The 21,195-nt window shown below is 45.7% G+C and carries 19 protein-coding genes; all 19 read right to left on the bottom strand.

Going from position 1 to position 21,195, the window contains the following annotated elements; translation table 11 throughout:
* Positions 1-23: 23 nt before the first annotated feature.
* Positions 24-695, bottom strand: a complete 672-nt coding sequence (locus ASG93_RS31265; RefSeq protein ID WP_056838650.1) for a site-2 protease family protein — start codon at positions 693-695, stop codon at positions 24-26.
* Between the two features lie 10 nt (positions 696-705).
* Complete coding sequence (prmA, locus tag ASG93_RS31260; RefSeq protein WP_056838649.1) at positions 706-1,680, bottom strand: 50S ribosomal protein L11 methyltransferase; 975 nt, start codon at positions 1,678-1,680, stop codon at positions 706-708.
* 240 nt (positions 1,681-1,920) lie between these two features.
* Entirely contained in the window at positions 1,921-2,292 is a 372-nt protein-coding gene (locus ASG93_RS31255; RefSeq protein ID WP_056838646.1) for a hypothetical protein, read from the bottom strand.
* Complete coding sequence (locus tag ASG93_RS34660; RefSeq protein ID WP_082615203.1) at positions 2,292-2,447, bottom strand: YfhD family protein; 156 nt, start codon at positions 2,445-2,447, stop codon at positions 2,292-2,294. The genes ASG93_RS31255 and ASG93_RS34660 overlap by 1 nt, the downstream gene beginning before the upstream one ends.
* An 84-nt stretch (positions 2,448-2,531) precedes the next feature.
* Positions 2,532-3,947 (bottom strand): multicopper oxidase domain-containing protein, encoded by a 1,416-nt coding sequence (locus ASG93_RS31250; RefSeq protein WP_056838644.1) that lies wholly within the window; start codon positions 3,945-3,947, stop codon positions 2,532-2,534.
* A gap of 80 nt (positions 3,948-4,027) precedes the next feature.
* Complete coding sequence (locus ASG93_RS31245; protein ID WP_235551026.1) at positions 4,028-6,178, bottom strand: alkaline phosphatase PhoX; 2,151 nt, start codon at positions 6,176-6,178, stop codon at positions 4,028-4,030.
* Positions 6,179-6,403: 225 nt separating this feature from the next.
* Positions 6,404-7,519: a molecular chaperone DnaJ gene (gene dnaJ / locus ASG93_RS31240; RefSeq protein ID WP_056838642.1), complete on the bottom strand. Its 1,116-nt coding sequence runs from the start codon at positions 7,517-7,519 to the stop codon at positions 6,404-6,406.
* 281 nt (positions 7,520-7,800) lie between these two features.
* The gene (gene dnaK, locus ASG93_RS31235) at positions 7,801-9,639 is read right to left on the bottom strand and encodes a molecular chaperone DnaK (RefSeq protein WP_056838640.1); all 1,839 of its coding nucleotides are present in this window, start codon (positions 9,637-9,639) and stop codon (positions 7,801-7,803) included.
* A 68-nt stretch (positions 9,640-9,707) separates the two neighbouring features.
* Complete coding sequence (grpE, locus tag ASG93_RS31230) at positions 9,708-10,292, bottom strand: nucleotide exchange factor GrpE (protein WP_056838638.1); 585 nt, start codon at positions 10,290-10,292, stop codon at positions 9,708-9,710.
* Positions 10,293-10,352: 60 nt separating this feature from the next.
* Entirely contained in the window at positions 10,353-11,894 is a 1,542-nt protein-coding gene (locus tag ASG93_RS31225) for a TCP-1/cpn60 chaperonin family protein (protein ID WP_056838636.1), read from the bottom strand.
* On the bottom strand, positions 11,891-12,919 hold the full coding sequence (gene hrcA, locus ASG93_RS31220; protein WP_056838634.1) for a heat-inducible transcriptional repressor HrcA: 1,029 nt from the start codon (positions 12,917-12,919) through the stop codon (positions 11,891-11,893). Before hrcA ends, ASG93_RS31225 begins: the two co-directional genes overlap by 4 nt.
* A gap of 111 nt (positions 12,920-13,030) precedes the next feature.
* Positions 13,031-13,510, bottom strand: a complete 480-nt coding sequence (locus ASG93_RS31215) for an N-acetyltransferase (protein ID WP_056838688.1) — start codon at positions 13,508-13,510, stop codon at positions 13,031-13,033.
* A gap of 164 nt (positions 13,511-13,674) precedes the next feature.
* A complete protein-coding gene (hemW, locus tag ASG93_RS31210) occupies positions 13,675-14,826 on the bottom strand; it encodes a radical SAM family heme chaperone HemW (RefSeq protein WP_056838632.1) in 1,152 nt (383 codons plus the stop codon).
* A gap of 199 nt (positions 14,827-15,025) precedes the next feature.
* Positions 15,026-16,840: a translation elongation factor 4 gene (lepA, locus tag ASG93_RS31205; protein ID WP_056838630.1), complete on the bottom strand. Its 1,815-nt coding sequence runs from the start codon at positions 16,838-16,840 to the stop codon at positions 15,026-15,028.
* A 74-nt stretch (positions 16,841-16,914) separates the two neighbouring features.
* Positions 16,915-17,310, bottom strand: a complete 396-nt coding sequence (locus ASG93_RS31200) for a hypothetical protein (protein ID WP_056838628.1) — start codon at positions 17,308-17,310, stop codon at positions 16,915-16,917.
* A gap of 108 nt (positions 17,311-17,418) precedes the next feature.
* The gene (gene spoIIP / locus ASG93_RS31195) at positions 17,419-18,648 is read right to left on the bottom strand and encodes a stage II sporulation protein P (protein WP_056838626.1); all 1,230 of its coding nucleotides are present in this window, start codon (positions 18,646-18,648) and stop codon (positions 17,419-17,421) included.
* Between the two features lie 924 nt (positions 18,649-19,572).
* Entirely contained in the window at positions 19,573-19,740 is a 168-nt protein-coding gene (locus ASG93_RS35585) for a hypothetical protein (RefSeq protein ID WP_154669530.1), read from the bottom strand.
* On the bottom strand, positions 19,712-20,689 hold the full coding sequence (locus ASG93_RS31180) for a TIR domain-containing protein (RefSeq protein ID WP_056838620.1): 978 nt from the start codon (positions 20,687-20,689) through the stop codon (positions 19,712-19,714). The genes ASG93_RS35585 and ASG93_RS31180 overlap by 29 nt, the downstream gene beginning before the upstream one ends.
* Positions 20,686-21,159 carry a nucleotide-binding protein gene (locus ASG93_RS31175; protein ID WP_052228179.1) on the bottom strand — a complete coding sequence of 158 codons (474 nt, stop codon included), beginning with the start codon at positions 21,157-21,159 and terminating at the stop codon, positions 20,686-20,688. The genes ASG93_RS31180 and ASG93_RS31175 overlap by 4 nt, the downstream gene beginning before the upstream one ends.
* Positions 21,160-21,195: the final 36 nt, after the last annotated feature.

The following is a 21,195-nucleotide window of genomic DNA, read 5'->3' as shown; positions in this document are numbered from 1 at the left end:
ACAATGGGTTGAATTTGGAATCGTTATATCCCCAAGATCCAGCCAATCGTGGTTGAGAACATTCGAATGATGTCTCCACTTAAATTTAAGTAAGGGTCCAAGGTCACTTGTCGTAATGGTCTTACAAATACAACTAACAGAAAAATAACCGAAGCCCATTGTTCAAACTTCTGAAGCGACTCCGTGTATCTAAGGTCCACAAGATCTTGGATAATGCGGTAACCATCTAATGGCGGAATCGGAATTAAATTGAATAGGAACAGTGTTAGATTTGTTTGGATCATTAATTGCAAAAAGATGAGGATCGCGCTGGCGCTCCCTTTGGACATCCCGTTTAACCAGCCATATTTCTGAAATAAAGCAAAAATAAAGAAACTGATAAAGGCAAGAATCAAGTTGCTGAGGGGACCTGCTGCCGTCACGATAATCCCCATCAAGCGAGGATTCTTGAAATTGCCGCGGTTCACAGGTACAGGCTTCGCCCAACCAAAACCAGCAATCAAGAGCATAATCGTACCGAAAAGATCCAGATGAACCATCGGATTTAAGGAAACTCTGCCGAACTGATAAGCCGTAGAATCTCCTAATTTATAGGCGCTATACGCATGTGCAAATTCATGAATGGTAAAAGAAAGAACAAGGACTAGAATAATAAACGGTAATGTACTCCAGTCATAAAACAATAATCCTCCCATGTATGGACACCTACAGCTTTCTAGCTACAATCACGACCCAATTCGAATCATAGTTTTTCTCTACGATCGTAAATTTGGCTGCAATTAGTGCTTTTTCGACATCAGCTTCTTTGTTTGTAATAATCCCCGAGGTAATATAATAACCACCTTGCTGCAAGACTTCATACACATCATCTACGAACAGTACAATGACTTCTGCCAAAATATTCGCAACAACCAGTTGCACTGGAATTGTGACACCCAGCTGCGCAGCGCCTTCGGTCTCACTTTCTTTCAATACGCCGAGCAAGTCGCTAAGTTTAACGGTAATCTTATCTTCGAGCTGATTCTGTTTGGTATTATCAAGCGCACTCGTCACAGCTACCGGATCCAAGTCAACAGCCAGCACATGCTTCGCACCTAGCTTCGCAGCTGCAATAGAGAGAATACCGGATCCCGTTCCCACATCAATGACGTCGTCACCTGGCTGTAGTACTTTCTCCAATGTTTTCAAACAAAGAGACGTTGTCGCATGCGTACCGGTACCGAAAGCCATCCCGGGATCAAGCTCCAAGATCAATTCATCAGGCGAAGCTGTATACTCTTCCCATGTTGGTTTAATCGTCAAACGGTCAGACACGCGAATAGGTTTAAAATACTGCTTCCAAGCATGCGCCCAATCCTCATCGTCTACTTCTATTAATTCAAAGGTTGGATTTCCAGTATCGATATCGAACTCTTTAAGCTGCTCGACAGATTCCATCAGGTTAGCCATTATGGGCTCCATATCAGTGCCATGGTAGAAGTAACCTTTAATGACGGCTCTTCCCTCTGGGATATCGTTAAAAGGTGTTTCGTACAATTGACCAAATGAGGTGTCTCTCTCTTTGTTTAAGGTCCCTGATTCTTCAATGGAAACGCCTCCGGCGCCCAGTTCATGAACAAAGTTCGTAATCATTTCTATTGCTTCTTCTGTCGTATGTACAGTTAATTCTTGCCAAAGCATCGGTATTGCTCCTCCTGTCGGTTATCACTTACAAATAAACCAAGCCCTAATCGGCTATTTGGGCTATTTTCACATTGCTTATTGTACTACACTTCGCTTCTTGGGTAAAATGGGGCAAAAAGCTGCAAAGCAACTCTAAAATGCAGCCTACCGGTTGTGAGGATGCATAATGAATCTATCCTAACAAAAAGCATCCCGTATAATGTGGCTTAGCACATAGTACGAGATGCTTTTTTAAGCTTACATAGTTCCGCCAGCACTTTGAATAACACGTACAGCCTGCTCATAGACAGAATCGTCGATGACAACAGCTAACACAGTGTCAATTCCCGTTACACCGCCGCCTCCGCCGTCGCTCAAACCGCTTGCCGCTGGGTCAGCTGCAATCAAGATCCCTTCATCCGGCGTAGACACATCCGAGGCCTGGGTTAACCTCCCCAAGCTGCCGAAATCGCCCGCATAAGGATTCATCACGGATTGGTATCCGCTGCCTGCATATTTGCCAAATCGATCTACCTGAACATCAATCGCACGCAGTGCTTTCAGCTTGGAAGCTGCTCCCTCTGCTTGCTCCGGTGAATGAAAATAGGCGAGAATATTTTTCTCAGCCATTACTGTTCTTCCTGTCTGTAATCCGCCGATTGCGCTCTCTCAGCCGCCTCGAAATCATCCTCGTCAGCAACTTCTGCCGCGAATTCAACATCTTCATTTTTGACGACAGGAAGCTGGTTGGCACCTTGCTGCTTCCGCTTGTTGTTCTCGCTCATGTCTGAACCTCCCTGAATCGGAATAAGTAAACCAATTTTATTATCCCAAAGAGATTCATTTTTATGCAAAGAAAGACTTAACTGTTACTCCGTCACTTTCAAAATTGTAATTAAACCACCCATTTCACCATTCGCCATCTCACCGGCATTCATTGTGTGGTCCAAAATATGGCAATGAAACATCCAATTACCTATTGTATCGGCAGTCAATGCGATATCATAGGTCTCACCAGGGCCAATCAGCACTGTATTCATCGTTTGCGGCTCCTTAACAGGATGACCATCCTTGGCAATCACTTTAAAATCCATGCCATGAAGATGCATCGTATGGACCTCCATGGTATCAATATTAGCCATGCGGATACGGACTGTTTCTCCTTTTTTCACCACAATTGGCGGTGTATCGGGATAACTTCGACCATTGATCGTGTAATAATCCTGATCTTCCTCATCCGAAGTGTTAACATGGAAGCCGCTAATCATCATCATATAATCATGGTCATATTTGGTTTCCGATGAGGTAATCTTAGGGTCAATAATAAATGCGCCATAAAGACCGTTCCCTATCTGCTTCATATCATCATAGTGGGAATGGTACATGAAAGTCCCTGGATGACTTGCTATGAAATCATATGTATAGTTACTTCCTACTTGTACGTTATCCTGCGTTAAGCCTGGTACACCATCCATCCCATTTGGCAGATGTAGACCATGCCAGTGTATAGCCGTCGGCTCAGGTAGTTTGTTGTCCAGCTTAATTCGAACATGATCGCCTTCTGTAACTCGTATTACGGGACCAGGTGCTTGTCCATTAAACATCCAAGCGTTCGTGACAACCCCTTTGACTGGCGACCAAGGACCGATTTCAGCCGTCAAATGAAATTCCTTCGCACCGTCTGCTGCAATTACGGGTACCATACCAACCCCATGAAAAGCATTATCTACTTGCTCTTGTTCTTTTTCAAACTGTGACGTCGCAGAAGAAACGATCTGCACCTTATTAAGCGCCTTATTCCATTTGACTTGAACATGAAAGGCTTTCTCAATGGTATCGGCTGAAACAAGCAGCGAGCCATTCATTCGGATTGGATCGATATCAGCTTGATATAGTACACCATCAAGTACGATTGGCGTTGGCTGCATCATCATATTGCCCATTTCACCCATAGATTGATGATCTTGATGAGACGAGTGGTCCATGTGATTCGAACTATTTTCAGGATAAAATGCACTATTGATTAGTACGGCTTGATGCTCGGCATCCCATCGAACTTCAGACCCCAGAATTTCTCCAATGCTGCGCAGCGGAAGCATCAATTCGGACATATCACTGCTGACCATTGCGCTTCCTTCCACCATTCTGCCATCAACCATTACTTGTAGAGAACCTTCTCCCTTTTCCTCGCCCATAGCTCCGCCATGCGCAGAAGAAAGTATCGGGGAGACCTGCACCATTAATGCTAATAGAGCAGCTATTAGACCTGTTTTTTTCATTGACATGATTGAATTTTCCTCCTAATAAAATGAAGAGACCATGGGTGCGAAGTGCACCGCAATGATCTCTTCCGAATTTATTGAAATTAACGACTCAGGAAACTGTTCAGAACTGATGTAGACATCATCGTTTTTTCGTTCTCAATACGAGATGCGTAAGGCAATTCAACGGATTGACCATCTACTATAGCTGAAGTATCATTAATTTTCACCATCAGAGAATGACTGCCTTTGGTAACTGTTACGCTTTGATCCGTCTCATTCCATTTTACCGTAGCGCCGTTAGCCTCAGCCGTATCACGGAGAGCAGATAGAGATTTATCCGTAGACATCCACTCCAGCATTTGACCTGAAGTCGGGATTCCACTAATGTAGCCTACGCTGCCAGCACGCTTATTGTCATAAGTTTTATTAATTACTGCATCAACTTGGCCTTTCAGCGGTTCCGGCAAAATCATTTCATCTCCGGGATGCTGCATATTGCTCATAACGTAGCTGAAGCCATTCAAGTTATCTACCACTTGCAGCCCAGTAGCTTCTCCACCAGCTGGAATGGAAAGAATACGAGAAAGCTTTTTCGTATCTACGTTATAAGCCCAAGTGAAGTTATTCGCATGCATGCCGCTGTCTTCGCCAATAAACAAAGTTCTTAGCTCTGCGGAGTAGGACAGGTTATCAGGGTTTGCAACAAGGTCCACAGCTGCCGTATTGCCTTTGCTATCGGCTTTTGCCAAGTCTTGACCAACAATTAGACCCTTCATCATAGAAGGAACGTATTCACTGTTTATTGGCTGCTTGCTGCGATCGATTTGTCCACCTTTCATATCAAGCTCATAAGTTACGCCTGCTTTGATCTTTTTGACTTGGATATCGTCTGTAGGATCAGCGGCTTTCGTATCTTTTTCCATGGATTTCTCTACATATGACATCGCTACGTAAACCTTATTATCCTTGGCGTTTACTGCAACGCCTTCCATTTTGTTGAATTCAGCTGTCGCTCCGACTACTGCTCCATAACGGCGAGACTCAAGGAAAGCAGCTGCCTTCTCCATACCTGGCTTCACTTTCAGCCATTCCACTTTACTGCTTGGATACGATTTGATTTTTGTAAATCCTGCTGTATCTTTGTCTGCTATTTCGAAAATATCGCTAAATTTCAAACCTTTATCCACATAACTTTTTACTTCAGTATCTGTTGCATGACCGAGCGGAATCCATTGAAGGTTCGCTGCTCCTCCATTCTCATCACTCGTTTGGATCCATTTGGCAGCATAAAGTGTTCCGGCTGAAAGATCTTTCGCTTTGTCTGCGACATAAAGGAACAACATTGTATTCCCGCCATCATCGCCGAAGAAGACGGTTTTCATATCAGGTGCAACACGGCCAAGCTCGTGTGAGAAACGACCCATACTATAATGCTTTACTACCGTAGTTGTGTTATCTGCAAGGACAGTAACTTCAGGAATATAACCATTCGCATAGGGGTTTCCTACTTTTTTATCATCTTGGGAGAACGCTCTAGCAAATGAATTTACATAGGTTTGTGTAGGATCTGCTTCAAAAGCACGTGCATCAGCTTCATATTCTTCACTACTTAAGTGTGTATTCCACGGTGTTAAGGAACCGTTACAAGGAATCCATAACCCGTCTACGCCACTAAAATCCACTTTTTTCAAATCTGTAGCCGCGAGCTCACCCGTTGTTTTATTTTGATCTATCGTAGTCAGTGACATAGAAGCAGGAACCATACCATAAGCTGATTTTCCCGCATTGTTTAAGGTTATATATTCATAGTGAGTAATTAAAGAGAGTGGATTGCCGCCTTTCGCCGTCGCCTTAGCGCCATCTACTTTAAATAAAGAGTTGGAATCCGGTGCATCGGAGACAAACGGAGTTGGGCTGTTAGGGATACTTGTGTCCATAATCGCTTTACCGTTCTTATCTTGAGCTACGCCAGCAATTGTGCCATTAATGGATTCATCTGTTTTAAACAGTGTTTTATACGTTAAAGGGAAAGATTTCACCGTACCATCGGTATATGTAACGTGAACAGAAGCGCCAGAGTACATTTTCGCCATATCTTGCGGGGTAGTAGGTGCAGCCATTCCAACGAAATCAACTGATTTCACTTTGACTTCATTAGCAGCGTAAGCCATATTCGGAAGTACACTCGGAGCCAAAAGAGCAAGTCCTAAAGCTGGCATTAGCATTTTGCGGGTTTTAAATTGATTCTTCAATGTAATCTACCTCTCCCTATTAAAATAATTCTATTCATTTAAAGCTTACAAGTCTTTTGTAAAGGGACTATAGGGTAAATTGGCGTTTTGTGTTAAATTCACATGAATTTTTTGTAAATATCCTTCTAACGAAACAAAAAACACTCCGTTTCATAGAGCTAGACTAAAATCAAACTTTAGTCTATATCTAAAAACGAAGTGTTATTATTCCAGTTATAACTCTCTTTAATCGCCTAAGAACGCTCTTTTCATACGCTCGAAAATAGATTGGTTCTGCTCGTGCGTATTCTCGCCGCTTTGTTTACCGAATTGACGGAGCAAATCCTTTTGTTCTTCGCTCAAATTCGTTGGCGTCATCACGATCACTTTCACGTGCTGATCCCCTTGACCGAACCCGCGAAGGTGAGGAACCCCTTTACCTTTTAAGCGGAAATACGTATCGGTTTGCGTACCAGCAGGAATTTTGAGCTTAACCTTCTCTGTCAGCGTTGGAATTTCGATCTCATCACCTAACGCCGCCTGCATGAAGGTTAATGGAACTTCACAGTAGACGTCATTGCCTTCACGTTCGAAGAATTCGTGTGTTTTCACACGGATAACGACGTAAAGGTCGCCAGCAGGGCCTCCGCGAGTTCCGCCTTCACCTTCGCCGGATACACGCAGTTGTGCGCCATCATCAACACCAGCAGGAATCTTGATGTGAATGGTACGCTGTTTTTTCACCTTGCCAGCGCCATGACACGTTCCGCATTTTTCTTTGATGATTTTCCCTTGGCCATTACATATCGTACAAACACGACGGTTAACAATACGGCCAAACGCTGTATTTTGTACCACTTCCTGCTGCCCAGTACCCTGACAACCGCCGCAAGTTTCCGGCTTCGTACCTGGCTTAGCACCGGATCCGTTACACGTATCACAATTTTCAGTTCGAGGAATATGGATATCGGTTTCTTTCCCGAAAATCGCTTCTTTGAACTCAATCGTCATCGTGTATTGCAAATCGTTTCCGCGCTGCGGAGCATTCGGGTTGCGACGATTTCCACCGCCGCCGCCGCCGAAGAACATATCAAAAATATCCCCAAAGCCGCCGCTGAAGTCTTGGCCGCCCATACCTTGGTTAGGATCTACATGACCAAAGCGATCATATTGGGCTTTTTTCTGATCATCGCTCAAAACATCATAAGCATCTTTCGCTTCTTTGAATTTATCTTCCGCATCTGCGGCTTTGTTCACGTCAGGATGATACTGACGAGCCATTTTACGGTAAGCCTTCTTGATTTCATCTTGCGATGCATCTTTGCCTAGCCCAAGCACCTCATAATAATCACGTTTACTCATTGTTCCACTCCCATGTTCAAGACTACAAACGGAAAGTCAAAGCCACGGAGAAACTCCTCTGGCTTTGACTATTCGTTGATTAATAAAATACAGGTTTAAAAATTGGCTTTCAGAACCGAGAAGATTGGACGAAAATTGGTGAAGGAGGAACGGAGCGTAGGCAAACCTACGTGAGTACCGGACTTCCCGATTTTCGTTCAATATTCGATGCCGAGATACTTCATGAAAAAACATCGTTATCAAAGTCAACTTTTTAAACTTCATATTTAATTAGGATATGTTTATTTTTTTTGTTCGTCAACTACTTCATAGTCCGCGTCGACAACATTTTCTCTGCCTTTAGGGGCTTCGCCAGCGCCAGCATTGCCTTCAGCGCCTTGCCCTTGAGCAGCTTGCTCATACAGCTTAACGGAAAGTTGTTGAATAACCTCTGTCAACTCTTCAGTTGCTTTTTTGATCGCTTCGAGTTCGTTGCCAGCTAGAGCAGCTGTCACTTTCTCTTTTGCAGCGTTCGCTTTATCGATCTCGCCTTGGTCAACTTTATCGCCAAGATCTTTGATCGTTTTGTCAACGGAGTATACAAGTTGATCCGCTTCGTTGCGAGCTTCTACAAGCTCTTTACGGATACGGTCTTCCTCAGCATGAGCTTCCGCATCTTTCACCATTTGTTCAACTTCTGCATCGCTTAAGCCGCTTGAAGAAGTGATCGTGATTTTTTGGCTTTTGCCAGTTCCTTTGTCGAGTGCAGACACGTTAACGATACCGTTCGCATCGATATCGAAGCTAACTTCGATTTGTGGAACGCCGCGCGGAGCTGGAGGAATGTCACCAAGCATGAAACGACCTAGTGTTTTGTTCCCGCTAGCCATCGAGCGCTCACCTTGAAGCACGTGAATCTCAACGCTAGTTTGGTTATCTGCATAAGTGGAGTACACTTGTGATTTCGTTGTAGGAATCGTTGTGTTGCGGTCGATCATTTTCGTGAACACACCGCCAGCTGTTTCGATACCAAGGGAAAGTGGTGTTACGTCAAGAAGAACAACGTCTTTCACTTCACCTGTTAATACACCTGCTTGAACAGCTGCACCAAGGGCAACAACTTCATCTGGGTTTACGCCTTTATGAGGCTCTTTACCTGTTAATTTTTTGATCGCATCAACAACCGCTGGAATACGTGTGGATCCACCAACTAGAACAACTTTGTCGATTTGGCTAGTTGATAAACCGGAATCCTGCAGTGCTTGACGAGTTGGTCCAAGAGTTCTTTCAACAAGATGAGCGGTAAGCTCTTCGAACTTCGCACGAGTTAGGTTCAACTCCAAATGCTGAGGAACGCCGTCAGCTACAGTAATGAACGGCAGGGAAACGGTTGTTGTTAGAACGCCGGAAAGCTCTTTTTTCGCTTTTTCAGCTGCATCTTTCAAACGTTGTACCGCTGCTTTATCTTTGGAAAGGTCGATGCCTTGCTCTTTTTTGAATTCAGCAACGAGGTAATCGATGATAACTTGGTCGAAGTCGTCGCCGCCAAGCTTGTTGTCTCCGCTTGTTGCTTTAACTTCAAAGAAACCATCGCCTAATTCAAGGATGGATACGTCAAATGTACCGCCCCCAAGGTCATAAACGAGAATCGTTTGATCTTCTGTTTTTTCCAAACCGTAAGCAAGTGCTGCTGCAGTTGGTTCATTGACGATACGAAGAACTTCAAGACCTGCAATTTTACCAGCATCTTTCGTAGCTTGACGTTGGCTGTCATTGAAATAAGCAGGAACCGTAATAACCGCTTGTGTTACTGTTTGGCCAAGGTAAGCTTCCGCATCAGCTTTCAGCTTTTGCAGAATAATAGCTGAGATTTCTTGCGGCGTGTAATCTTTGCCATCGATGTGTTCTTTGTAGTTAGTACCAATGTGACGCTTGATGGAACTAATTGTCTTGTCTGGGTTAGTGATTGCTTGGCGTTTTGCTGTTTCACCAACAACACGCTCGCCATCTTTCTTGAAACCAACAACGGAAGGGGTTGTACGGTTACCCTCCGGGTTAGGAATTACGACGGCTTCGCCGCCTTCCATTACGGCAACGCAAGAATTTGTTGTACCTAAGTCAATACCAATTACTTTACTCATGTAAAGCTGCCTCCTTTTGCTCCTATGGAACATTTCGTTTATTTGAATGTTGTGGAAAATAAGATCTCTTATACGCTAACTTTGACCATCGCAGGTCGGATGACTTTATCCTTAAGAATATAGCCTTTTTGCAGTTCTTCTACCACGATACCTTCTTCGTGCTCTTCGGATTCAACCTGCATAACCGCCTGGTGGAATTCAGGATTGAACGGTTGGCCTACGGAATCGATCGGTTTAAGCCCTTCTGCTGTTAGCAGTTGATCGATGCCGCGGTTCGTCATATCCAAGCCTTTCACCAAAGCGTCGAAATCCTTCGTCTCTTTGCTTGATGACAGCGCGCGATCGAAGTTATCTACAATCGGTAAAAGCTGTTCAATCAATTTAAGCGAAGCGTATTTCGCGAAGTCTTCCTTCTCCGCTCTAGCGCGGCGGCGGAAGTTGTCGAAGTCCGCTTGAACGCGTAATAAACGCTGATAGTTTTCTTCTGCTTGCATACGCGCCGTTTCCAGTTCGCTAACTTCTTTGGTTTCTTCAGAAACCTCCGCTTGCGAATCTTGGCTCACCGCTTCTTGCTGTTCAGCGGCTTGCTCGTTATCGGCTGCGTATGTAGTGTTCACGTCTTGCTCGGCTGTTTTGTTATCTCCAGTACTCAATTGTCCTTCACCTCCTAAAAATAATACATCATTATCTCTCTGACGTCAGTTTGCCCATCTTTAGGCCTCTTCAAAAGGCTGTTTCATCTTAATAACCGTATGAATACGCAGCACAGCGGCAGCGACTTCTCCAGCCGCTTGCAGAGCGTGAATTTTCACATCAGCTGGATCCACAATGCCGGCTTCTAAGAAGTCAGTTACTTGTCCGGTATCGCAATCGATACCGAGACTGTCGGTTTCCAGCGCAATCTGCGCGGCTTTCAGCTCTTCAACTTTCTCGAGCGGATTGTAGCCCGCATTAACGACAATCTGGGCAACCGGCTTGCGAAGCGCCCCTGCGACAGCGGCAACACCGAAGCCTTCCATGCCCTTCATCGTCTCGCGGACGCGCTCGAGATCATGGGCGACCGCCATCTCCGCGGCGCCTCCTCCGGGCAAGTACCCGCCGCGCACGGCGGCTTGAACGGCTGAAGCAGCGTCCTTAGCGATGCGCGAGCGCTCGTGCGCCGCTTCGCGTGTCGCGGCGCCGACGATCACCGTCACGTGCTGATGCCCGTGACCTTGCGCTACGCGCACGCGCTCCAGCCGCTCGTCGTACGCGGCATAGCCCGCGTGCCCGAGGGCGGCGCCGAGCTCCGGCGCGCTCTTGCGCAGCGCCGTGCGCCGCACCGGCCTAGCGCCGGTATGCTCGCTAAGCAGCTGCATGTCCCTGCGGGACAGCCGCTGCAGCACGAGAATGCCATGGTCGGAGCAGAACTGCTCCGCCTCGGGGTCAACCCCGCGGTCTGATGCGATCAGCCCGACGCCAAGCTCCAGCAGCAAGCCTAAGCTGCTGCGGAACTGCTCCCGCAGCTGCATGTAACGCTGGAAGCCTGCCTCGGTGACCAGCGCTTCCTCGCTGACCGCTTCAGGCTCAAGTGCATCATGCAGCACGAGGATCCGAGCATCTCGCTGCTCGTGCTCAAGATGCAGGTTCATCGGCTTCTGATTCAGCAGAATGCCGGTCCATACCTCGCTGCTCGCCTCTTCGTGGGCGAGCACACTGTCCGCGAAGCGATAGCCGTCTTCGCGAAGCTTCGCCTCGCCGACCGCTTCGGCTGCCTGAACAATGAGCTTTGCGATGTCCGCTTGCTCCCTACCGGCTGTGATAGCAATGCGCTTCAGCGCGCTATCACTTAAGCCGACAATCGCGCGGCTTCGGCTCTGTAAGCTTTTGACCGCCAGCTCGATGCCTTGCAGCATGCCGCTGACGACCTTCGCAACCGGTACGCCGCGCGTCACCTGAGCGACGCCTTCTTGCACCAATGCGCCGGCAAGAACCGTTGCCGTCGTTGTACCGTCGCCGATTTGGCGCTGCTGGCTGCGTGCGACCTGAATCATCAACCTGGCCGCGGGATGGGTGACGTCCATTTTTTCCAAAATAGTTACACCATCATTGGTAATAATGACTTCACCCTGCCCGCCAACCAACATGGTATCGAGCCCTTTGGGTCCAAGTGTCCCCTCGACGGCCGAACAAATCGCTCTTACAGCAGCAGCATTGTTGACCAGCGTAGAGTAACGTTCCTCACCCTCGCTATGAACTGTTTTCATTCCGCTCATTTGCCATACCAACGCCCAAGAACGACTTCGAGATGCTTCGACAAATGCTCCATTAAGCTAATGACCCTGCCGTATTCCATTCGGGTTGGACCCAGAATCCCTATCGTTCCAAGAGGCTTACCACCGATCGAATAGGAGGCCGTAATTAAGCTGCAATTATTGATAGCTTCAATACTATTTTCAGCACCAATTTTAATCTCAATGCCTTCATTTGCCGAAGTAAACAATTTGATAAGGGTTGGTGCTTCTTCCAATAGATCAAAAATGCTCTTGACCTTGTCAACATCCTTGAATTCGGGTTGGGTCAACATATTCGTCATACCGCTTAGGAAGACGCGATCCTTCTCATTGCTTTGAAGCACGCTTTCCACAACGGCAAGAAGCTCTTGATACCCATTCACATATTTGCTTAACTCGCTCGAAATTTCATTATAAAGCCTGGATTTAAACTCTATCAACGGTACATTTTTAAGCTTTGCATTCAGAATATTAACGACCTTCTCGATCTCAGACATCCGTATGCCTTCAGGAATGGAAACTGTTTTATTCTCCACATGACCCGTATTCATAACAATAATGGCTACGGCAGTTGTCTCTGTAAGCGGGATAATCTGTAGATGTTTCAGCGTTGTACTGAATACCTCAGGACCAAGCACGATCGATGTATAATTCGTAAGACTGGAGAGCATTCCCGCAACATGCTGGATCACACCTTCCATCTCTTGAATGCGTTCGGCAAAAGCACCCTTCATGGAGACCAAATCGTTATTATGCAAGGTACCATGCCCAAGCAAATGATCGACATAATAGCGATAACCTTTGTGCGAGGGTATACGACCTGCGGACGTATGGGGCTGCTCCAAATAACCCATTTCTTCGAGATCAGACATCTCGTTACGGATCGTCGCCGGACTGAATCCGACATTGCCCCGCTTCGAAATACTTCGCGAACCAATTGGCTCTGCTGAACGAACATAATCATCAATGATAGCACTTAAAATCATGCGCTGACGTTCCGTCAACATAAGGCACCCCTCCTCTTCACAAATCACTATTTGCCACTTTCGTTAGCACTCGTATTTAGTGAGTGCTAAATCCTAATACAAAAATAACAGACCCTAAGGTCTGTTGTCAAGTCAATCCAAACGTTTAAGTACGGCGATTTCGTCGCAGCAATACTGTTTTTTGCAATGCATACAATCTTTCCAAACCTTCTCCGGAAAAATCTCTTTTGGCACGAGGGTAAAGCCGTTTTTTTGAAAAAACGCGACTTCATACGTGAGTGCCATCACTTTAATAATTCCTTGACTCCTTGCCTCTTCAACTAAGAAGTTCACAAGTTTCCCGCCAATTCCTTGTCCCTTGTAGCCTTGGGTCATCCCAAGTGAGCGAATCTCAACAAGATCAGGCCCAAGCCGTGTAAGGGAGCCGCAGCCAATCAGCAAGCCATCCGATTCAGCGACAACGAAAGTGTCAATCTGCTCCTCCAGCATCTCTTTGCTCCGCGGCAGCATAATCCCCTGCTTGGCATAGCCTTGTATAATATCATGCAGCTTCTCAATATCACTTATCGAAGCTTTTCTAACGGACACTGTAGTTGATAGATTCACTGTCATCCCACCAATCGCAACAAAAATGCATAAAACCCACGCTAGCGCCACTACGGCTTTGCCGCTGATTCGCCTGTGGATTCTTGTATAAATATACAATAAACCGTATATTTGCACAAGAGTTTTTTGCATCAAATTTTCATCAAAACAGGTCTCTCTACGTTATTCGCTTAGGCAAGGAATGAAGCAAAGACTTCGTTCCCAAGCAGGATACCATGTTTGGACAATCGATACCCATCTGACGTTTGTTCAAGCAGCTGTTTTCGCAGCCAGCCATTCAAGGTTTCTCCGAATTGTGATTCGATGGTGGTTCCGAATTGATCTATAAAATCCGCATTCCGCACACCTTCCAGCAATCGTAATCCAACCATCATGAAGTCTTCCATAGCTTCCTGCCGCGTTACCTCAAATTGTTCCATGATCGGTAAGCCTACCTTTGAAGCATCGATATAAGGTTGAATTCCCTTCACGTTCACATGACGCTGGCCATTCATGTATCCATGAGCCCCTGCACCAAGTCCATAGTAGGAACGATTGCGCCAGTACATCGAGTTGTGTCTGCTCTCTCGACCCGGTTTAGCAAAGTTGCTGATTTCATATTGCTTATAACCCGCTGCTTCTAGCCTCTTCATGATGAGTTCGTACATATCGACTTCTTCATCTTCACTCGGAAGAGGCAGTTGATTTTTATTGAACAAAGTGTGAAATAACGTATTCTCTTCTACTTTTAGGCTATAGATGGAGTAATGCTGCAGATCCAGAGATAAGGCCTCATCTAAAGTAGTCTGCATGATCTCCACGGTTTGTTTGGGTAGTCCGAACATCAAGTCAATGGAGAGGTTATCGAAACCTAGCTTTTTGGCATTCGCGATGCTTCTATGCACGTCATCTGTGTTATGAATGCGCCCAATCGCAGCAAGCAAATCATTATTGAAAGATTGCACACCGAAACTAATCCGGTTAACGCCGCCTTCTTTCATAACGGCCAACTTATCCTCGTCCGTCGTTCCTGGGTTTGCTTCCATGGAAAACTCAACTTCTGTGCTATCTGCTGGAAAATACGTACGAACCATGCGCAGAAACCGCTCCATTTGATCTGGAAGCAGAACAGTGGGTGTTCCCCCTCCCACGAAAATCGTCTCCACCTTGATCGGTGGATTATTCCTAACCGTAAGTTCCATCTCGCGCTCAAGCGCATCTAGATACTCCATAACGGGCTGACCTTTGAGTACATAAGAGTTGAAATCGCAATAATGGCATTTGTTTGTGCAAAAAGGGATATGAATATACACAGCGGTTGGGGCAGCATTGGCTACTAACATAGGGGTATTTCCTTTCTAACTAGGATAAATAACTCCGCCGGTCTCAGGGACTGGCGTTTTGTCAAGGTTGATGCTAAGCAACGTATAAAACTTATACTTTGTATAACTTTGTATCAACTAAGAAAAAGCCAAGGGGCAGAGTTACTCTGCCACCCCAGCTTCTCATTCATTTCCATCTATTCTTCGATTTCATTACAAGCTATTCGTCGATTTTGAGAACAGCCATGAACGCTTCTTGCGGCACTTCTACGCTGCCGACTTGCTTCATGCGTTTCTTACCTTCTTTTTGCTTATCGAGGAGCTTACGTTTCCTTGAAATGTCACCGCCGTAACATTTGGCGAGTACGTTTTTACGCATCGCTTTAACCGTCTCACGCGCTACGATCTTTTGTCCAATCGCCGCTTGAATCGGCACTTCGAACATTTGCCGCGGGATCAGTTCCTTCAGCTTATCACAAATAATTTTGCCACGATGATACGCGGTATCACGATGAACGATAAAGGAGAGAGCATCCACCTGCTCGGCATTCAAAAGAATGTCCATTTTCACGAGATTCGATTTCTTGTAGCCGGATACTTCATAGTCAAATGAAGCATAGCCCTTTGTTCTTGACTTCAACATATCGAAGAAATCATATACGATCTCGGATAATGGAATTTCGTACGTCAATGTCACACGATTGGTATCCAGATATTCCATGTTCAAATATTCACCGCGTTTGCCTTGGCAAAGCTCCATAATCGTTCCAACGTAATCATTCGGAACAATAACCGATGCCTTGACATAAGGCTCTTCGACGAAGTCAATTCGCTGTGGATCTGGATAGTTCGATGGATTATCGATCTCCATCACATCGCCATTCGTTAATGTGATGCGGTATATAACGCTTGGCGCCGTCGTAATTAACGGAATATTGAACTCACGTTCAATCCGCTCCTGAATAATTTCCATGTGCAGAAGACCCAAGAATCCGCAGCGGAAGCCAAAACCTAAAGCTGTCGATGTTTCCGGTTCAAAACGCAGAGAAGCATCATTCAGCTCCAGCTTCTGCAAAGCTTCACGCAGATCGTTGTAATCCGTTGTTTCGATCGGATACAGTCCGCAGAACACCATCGGGTTGATCCGGCGATAACCTGGCAGCGCTTCTGAAGCCGGGCGATCCGCTTCCGTGACCGTATCCCCGACTCGTGTATCCCCTACGTTTTTGATACCGGCTACAACGAATCCTACATCTCCAACCTCAAGGGAAGGAACGGATGACATTCTCGGTTTGAAAGCTCCGACTTCAATGACTTCAAATGTCTTGTTCGTCGCCATCATTTTAATTTTGGAGCCCGCTTTGATCGAACCATCAACGACGCGCACATATACGATTACACCTTTGTAGCTATCGTAATGAGAATCGAAGATCAATGCTTTGAGCGGGTTGTCCGGATTTCCTTGCGGAGCCGGTACTTTTTCGCAAATTTGCTCGATGATCTCTTTAATCCCAATACCGGCTTTCGCGGAAGCATGGACAGCCTCGCTGGCATCTAGTCCGATAACATCCTCGATTTCCTGCTTTACTTTATCAGGATCAGCACTAGGCAGATCGATTTTATTGATAACAGGTAAAATTTCTAAATTATTTTCCAATGCCAGGTACACGTTAGCAAGCGTTTGCGCTTCGATACCTTGTGCAGCGTCTACAACCAGCAGAGCCCCTTCACAAGCTGCAAGGCTTCGGGATACCTCGTAAGTAAAGTCTACATGTCCCGGTGTATCAATTAAATTAAGAATATAATCGATGCCATTGTCAGCACGATAAGCTAATCTAACCGCCTGAAGTTTAATCGTAATTCCGCGTTCCCGCTCCAAATCCATCTGGTCCAGCACTTGCTCCTGCATCTCACGCGATGATAACGCGCCCGTATATTCCAGTATGCGGTCGGCAAGTGTTGACTTGCCATGATCGATGTGAGCGATAATTGAAAAGTTGCGAATTCTTTGTTGTCTTTCTCGAATGTCCGTCATGCTAAAGACTAACCCCCACTACATGCAAATAATTTTCATTATAGCAGTTGTAGGAAGTTGCAGCAATGTACCCCTTAACCTTTCCCTAAGATGGCATCGAACAAGGACACGAATAACTTAATTCCGTGATGCGAAGCAATCTGCAGAAAGTCCCCTAATTTATTCCCGACATGATTCAATGAATTATCGTGATCAGCAACCGGTTCCGTCTTCTTTTCAGCTTGCGGTTTTACGGCAGTATTAGCTTTCGCTGCTGCGTCTCCTTTGGGAGATGGCGTTGGCGACGTCTTAACTGTGGTTACATTCCCAGGTGGCGTTTTGACAGCAGGCTCCTGTGCAGCTTTAGAGGTTGGCTGAGGCCCTTGTATACGGTCCATACCGCTCGACGCCAAGCTGACTCCGAATAATATACAGAACAACAGCAAGAGTCCAAACAAGCCTGCTTTCACATAAAAATGCCTCAGCCTCATTTTGAGATCCTCCTTAAAGTTTTGCTTTAGCAAAACTGACATCGAAAGCATATGCTTAAGTTTTCGTAAAAAACTGGCATCGTAAGCATATTCCTTAAAGTTTTGCTTCTACGACTGCTTTGGGGTAACCGCAGGTGCATCCACTTTCTTCGCATTCAAAATGACTTCTGAAATTGCATCTGCCAACCAATCTGTTGTTCGATAGCACTCTTCGAGTGAATTGTACGGACCGCCGACTTCGATCAATATATTATTAGGCGAAAAGTTCTGATTATATAATCCGTTGCCTTCACTGGCTTCTTTCGCATGAATGCCTTTGGATATGCCGGGATGCTTGGCTTCTAACGCCTGATGAATCTTGCTCGCGAATTCCTCATTCTTTTTCCAATTCGGATTTTTACCGCCAATGATGAAATATACCTGAGCATAATCTTTGCCGTCGAAGGTTGCGGTCGTTTTACTACGAGCAGCGGAATCCCGATGAATATCGAAATAGTATTGCAAATCCGGATGAGAAGCAGCAGCTTCCTGCAGCGTTTTCAAGGAATATTTGTAGGAGTATGGATATTCGAAATTTTTGACTATACTTGGATAGACCGTCTTTGAATGTACGGCTCCGATGCCGTCCTTCTCCAAATTTTGAGCTAATCGTTGACCTACAGAAATGACATTCACCTTATCGCTATAAGCCTTGTCAGGATCTGTAACACCTCTTAATTCCGGCAAAAAAGACTCATTGCTATGCGTTTGATAAATGAAAGCTATATTTTCCCCCGCGGTTCTGGGCGGTTGTCCGGTTGGGTTTGTGATTGGGGAGGCACCACCAACAGGTGAGGGTTCTGGTGATGGAGTCAGCTGAGGATTCTTCGCCTCTGCCTCTAAATCCTGGGAGTTTGGATTGTAATCAATAGGATCGCTGGGATTCGATTCAGTCCCCTTCACCAAGACCGTCGTTTTATTTGCATCCATACCTGGAACTTCACTAGCCACGAGACTTTTGGGATCGCTGGGATTAATGTCCGTCATGAACTGAAAAGCGAAATGAAACACATTATGCTGAGAAAATGTAAATTTCTTCTGATCTTTATGTAGATGAGGCACTTCCATGCCCAGCATATCGATAAAAAATTGATTTGTGACAGATGCAGCTAAGCTCTTCATAGATGAAACTGGCGAAGTCGTCATAACTCTATTCTGCAAGAAGCCACCTACGCCAATAAGAAAAAATAAAGCTAAGGTGCCGAAACTAAGTAAAATAAATGTTTTTCCGACGGAACTTGCGCTCTGAAACGTTTTCCGAACATGGCTGAGATTCAAAGTAGCTGATGTCCATTTCATAGTTTGATTCCTCCTAATCTATCTTACTTAACTCTATGAAACGAGCTCCGCCGATAGAACCAAAACACTAGAATTTTTCTGATAGAGGGAAATGCTTCTGCCTTGTCAGAGCGCAAACCCACTAACTTGCCTTCATTCAGCAGCTGAGAGGTCCTTTTCAGACGTCTCACGCCACTTTCACTCCATACGGGCCTTCGAGACGGCCTTTTCTGCTTTCTCAGGGCGTAACCCACCAACTCGATTACTCTCAGCAGCTGAGAGGTCCTTTTCAGACGTCTCATGCCACTTTCACTCCATACGGGCCTCCGAGACAGCCTTTTCTGCTTTCTCAGGACGCAAACCCGCCAACTCGATTACTCTCAGTAGCTGAGACATCCCTTTCTGACGTCTCACGCCACTTTCGCCCCATTCGGGCCTTCGAGACGGCCTTTTCTGCCTTCTCAGAACGCAAACCCGCCAACTCGATTACTCTCAGTAGCTGAGACATCCCTTTCTGACGTCTCGCGCCACTTTCGCTCCATTCGGGCCTTCGAGACGGCCTTTTCTGCTTTCTCAGGGCGTAAACCCACCAACTCGATTACTCTCAGCAGCTGAGTGGTCCTTTTCAGACGTCTCACGCCACTTTCACTCCATACGGGCCTCCGAGACAGCCTTTTCTACTTTCTCAGGACGCAAACCCGCCAACTCGATTACTCTCAGTAGCTGAGACATCCCTTTCTGATGTCTCACGCCACTTTCGCTCCATACGGGCCTTCGAGACGGCCTTTTCTGCCTTGTCTGGGCGCAATTTAGCGGTGAATACATCCGTTTTCGCAGCGGCTCAATAAATAAGGGGTAAGCTTCGCTTACCCCAAATCCAACATTATTAATGCTTAAACGCAAAAAAGAACCCCTCACGGGGTTCTTACGTTTATCTTATTACTGCTACGCGAGGGATTCAAAATCAAATGACCCTTTGGCCACAATCGTAACCCCGCTTGTTTTATTCAGAACAGTGGGTCCGTTATATAATTTGAGCAGCGTCTTGTCACTCTGTTTATGTTTATTGTCTGTGGTTGGTCGGTTACGAACTTTCTTCATGTGCTTCAGCATAAATAATCCTTCCTTTCACAATGGATTTGAGTGAAGACACGAGCTTCGCATTTCTTTCCGATAACTCCATCATAACTTGATGAGATTTAAGCGCAGGAATATCCGTCCTTGTTTTGAAATGTATGGATGAAACAATGGTCGGATGCAGCTTAATGCAGTAAATGTATTCAAACTCACCATCTTCTTTATCCTTGGCTTGCCCCAGGTAGATGTTCGTATCCTTGCCCCGGTAACATTCGGCTAGATAGCTAGTTGGGTCATTGACGTTGAAACTATGGTTGTTGCTAACCTGACCGGCACGGCCAAACTGCTGCAAGGTGACACCATCCTCGAGAAGCTCAAATAGCGTTGCCGCTGTCACTTCTTGAAGCTCAATTATACCACAATTGGTATCAAATGTCTTATGGAATTTATCCAATACACGGTCATAATCCACACTAGAAACACTAAGCGAATCTAAGGCGTCGAACAAAAAGCTGCGTATCGCATCGTTCTTTTTCATATCGGATAACTTGAAACGAATCTTATGAACACCAATACTATGCTTTATCGGGTAAAGGTGAGGGCCTGCAAGCTCCGCGATTCCCGAAACGTCCTGTTGATCATCGATTCGCAGTGGATTATAACCCTCAAGATACTCTGGCAGTTCACAATCCTTAGACATCACAATGAACGTGCGGCTGTGGCCCAATTCTCCGATACAAAGCCCTATCAATACGAGTATATTCCCGTAAACCAGGGGATCATGACAATCCGCATGCGTGATAATAAGAAGGGCAAAGTCCGTCTCTTCGATGTGCTTTTTTAGCATTTTCAATTTATGATTGGACGCCGTAAGCACACCCTGATTAATAACCGTAACCTCGGATGAAGAGGACAACTGCGCTTGATAGAATTCAGCCCATAGTGAACTTGAAGGGGAGCAACCTATAAATATCTTTGGTCTCATTTCTCTCTCAGCCCTAACTCTTTGAGCATTTGCTTCACGACGAAAGTTGCCGGTCCAAGGCCAGCCATTAGCCCAGAGGAATGATTCGCATCATAGGTAAGCGGGGTTAGGCCGATTAAATCGGAGGCTATGTGTAATTTTTCTTTTTCCGGAATAAGAAAATATGTACGCTCTAGACCTATTTGTCCAATAAATAGACCCAGTTCCAAAATAACATTATCACGTACGGTGCTAACCAGTGAATCTCTCAAAAGCGTCAAATCATTCGGTTGAAAGACAAAGATAGCAAAATCACTAGACTTCGCCTGCTTAATAAGCGGAGCCAAGGTTGTATGTGAAGGAGGGAACAGCAATTGACTCCAAACCGTTACATCAAATGAAAAATGGAGATTAGATTGCAAAGCCTCTGCTACTTCAACACTTTCAGCAGAAGACCCTATGAATAGCTTCGCTTTATGTGCGCTGCTCAACAGAACCACGTCCTCATTTAAGTTGATCGTCCTTTA

The organism is Paenibacillus sp. Soil787 (assembly GCF_001429545.1).
Lineage (GTDB): Bacteria > Bacillota > Bacilli > Paenibacillales > NBRC-103111 > Paenibacillus_E.
Note: the sequence above shows the minus strand (reverse complement) of the source record. Positions and strands in the feature narration are given on the sequence as shown.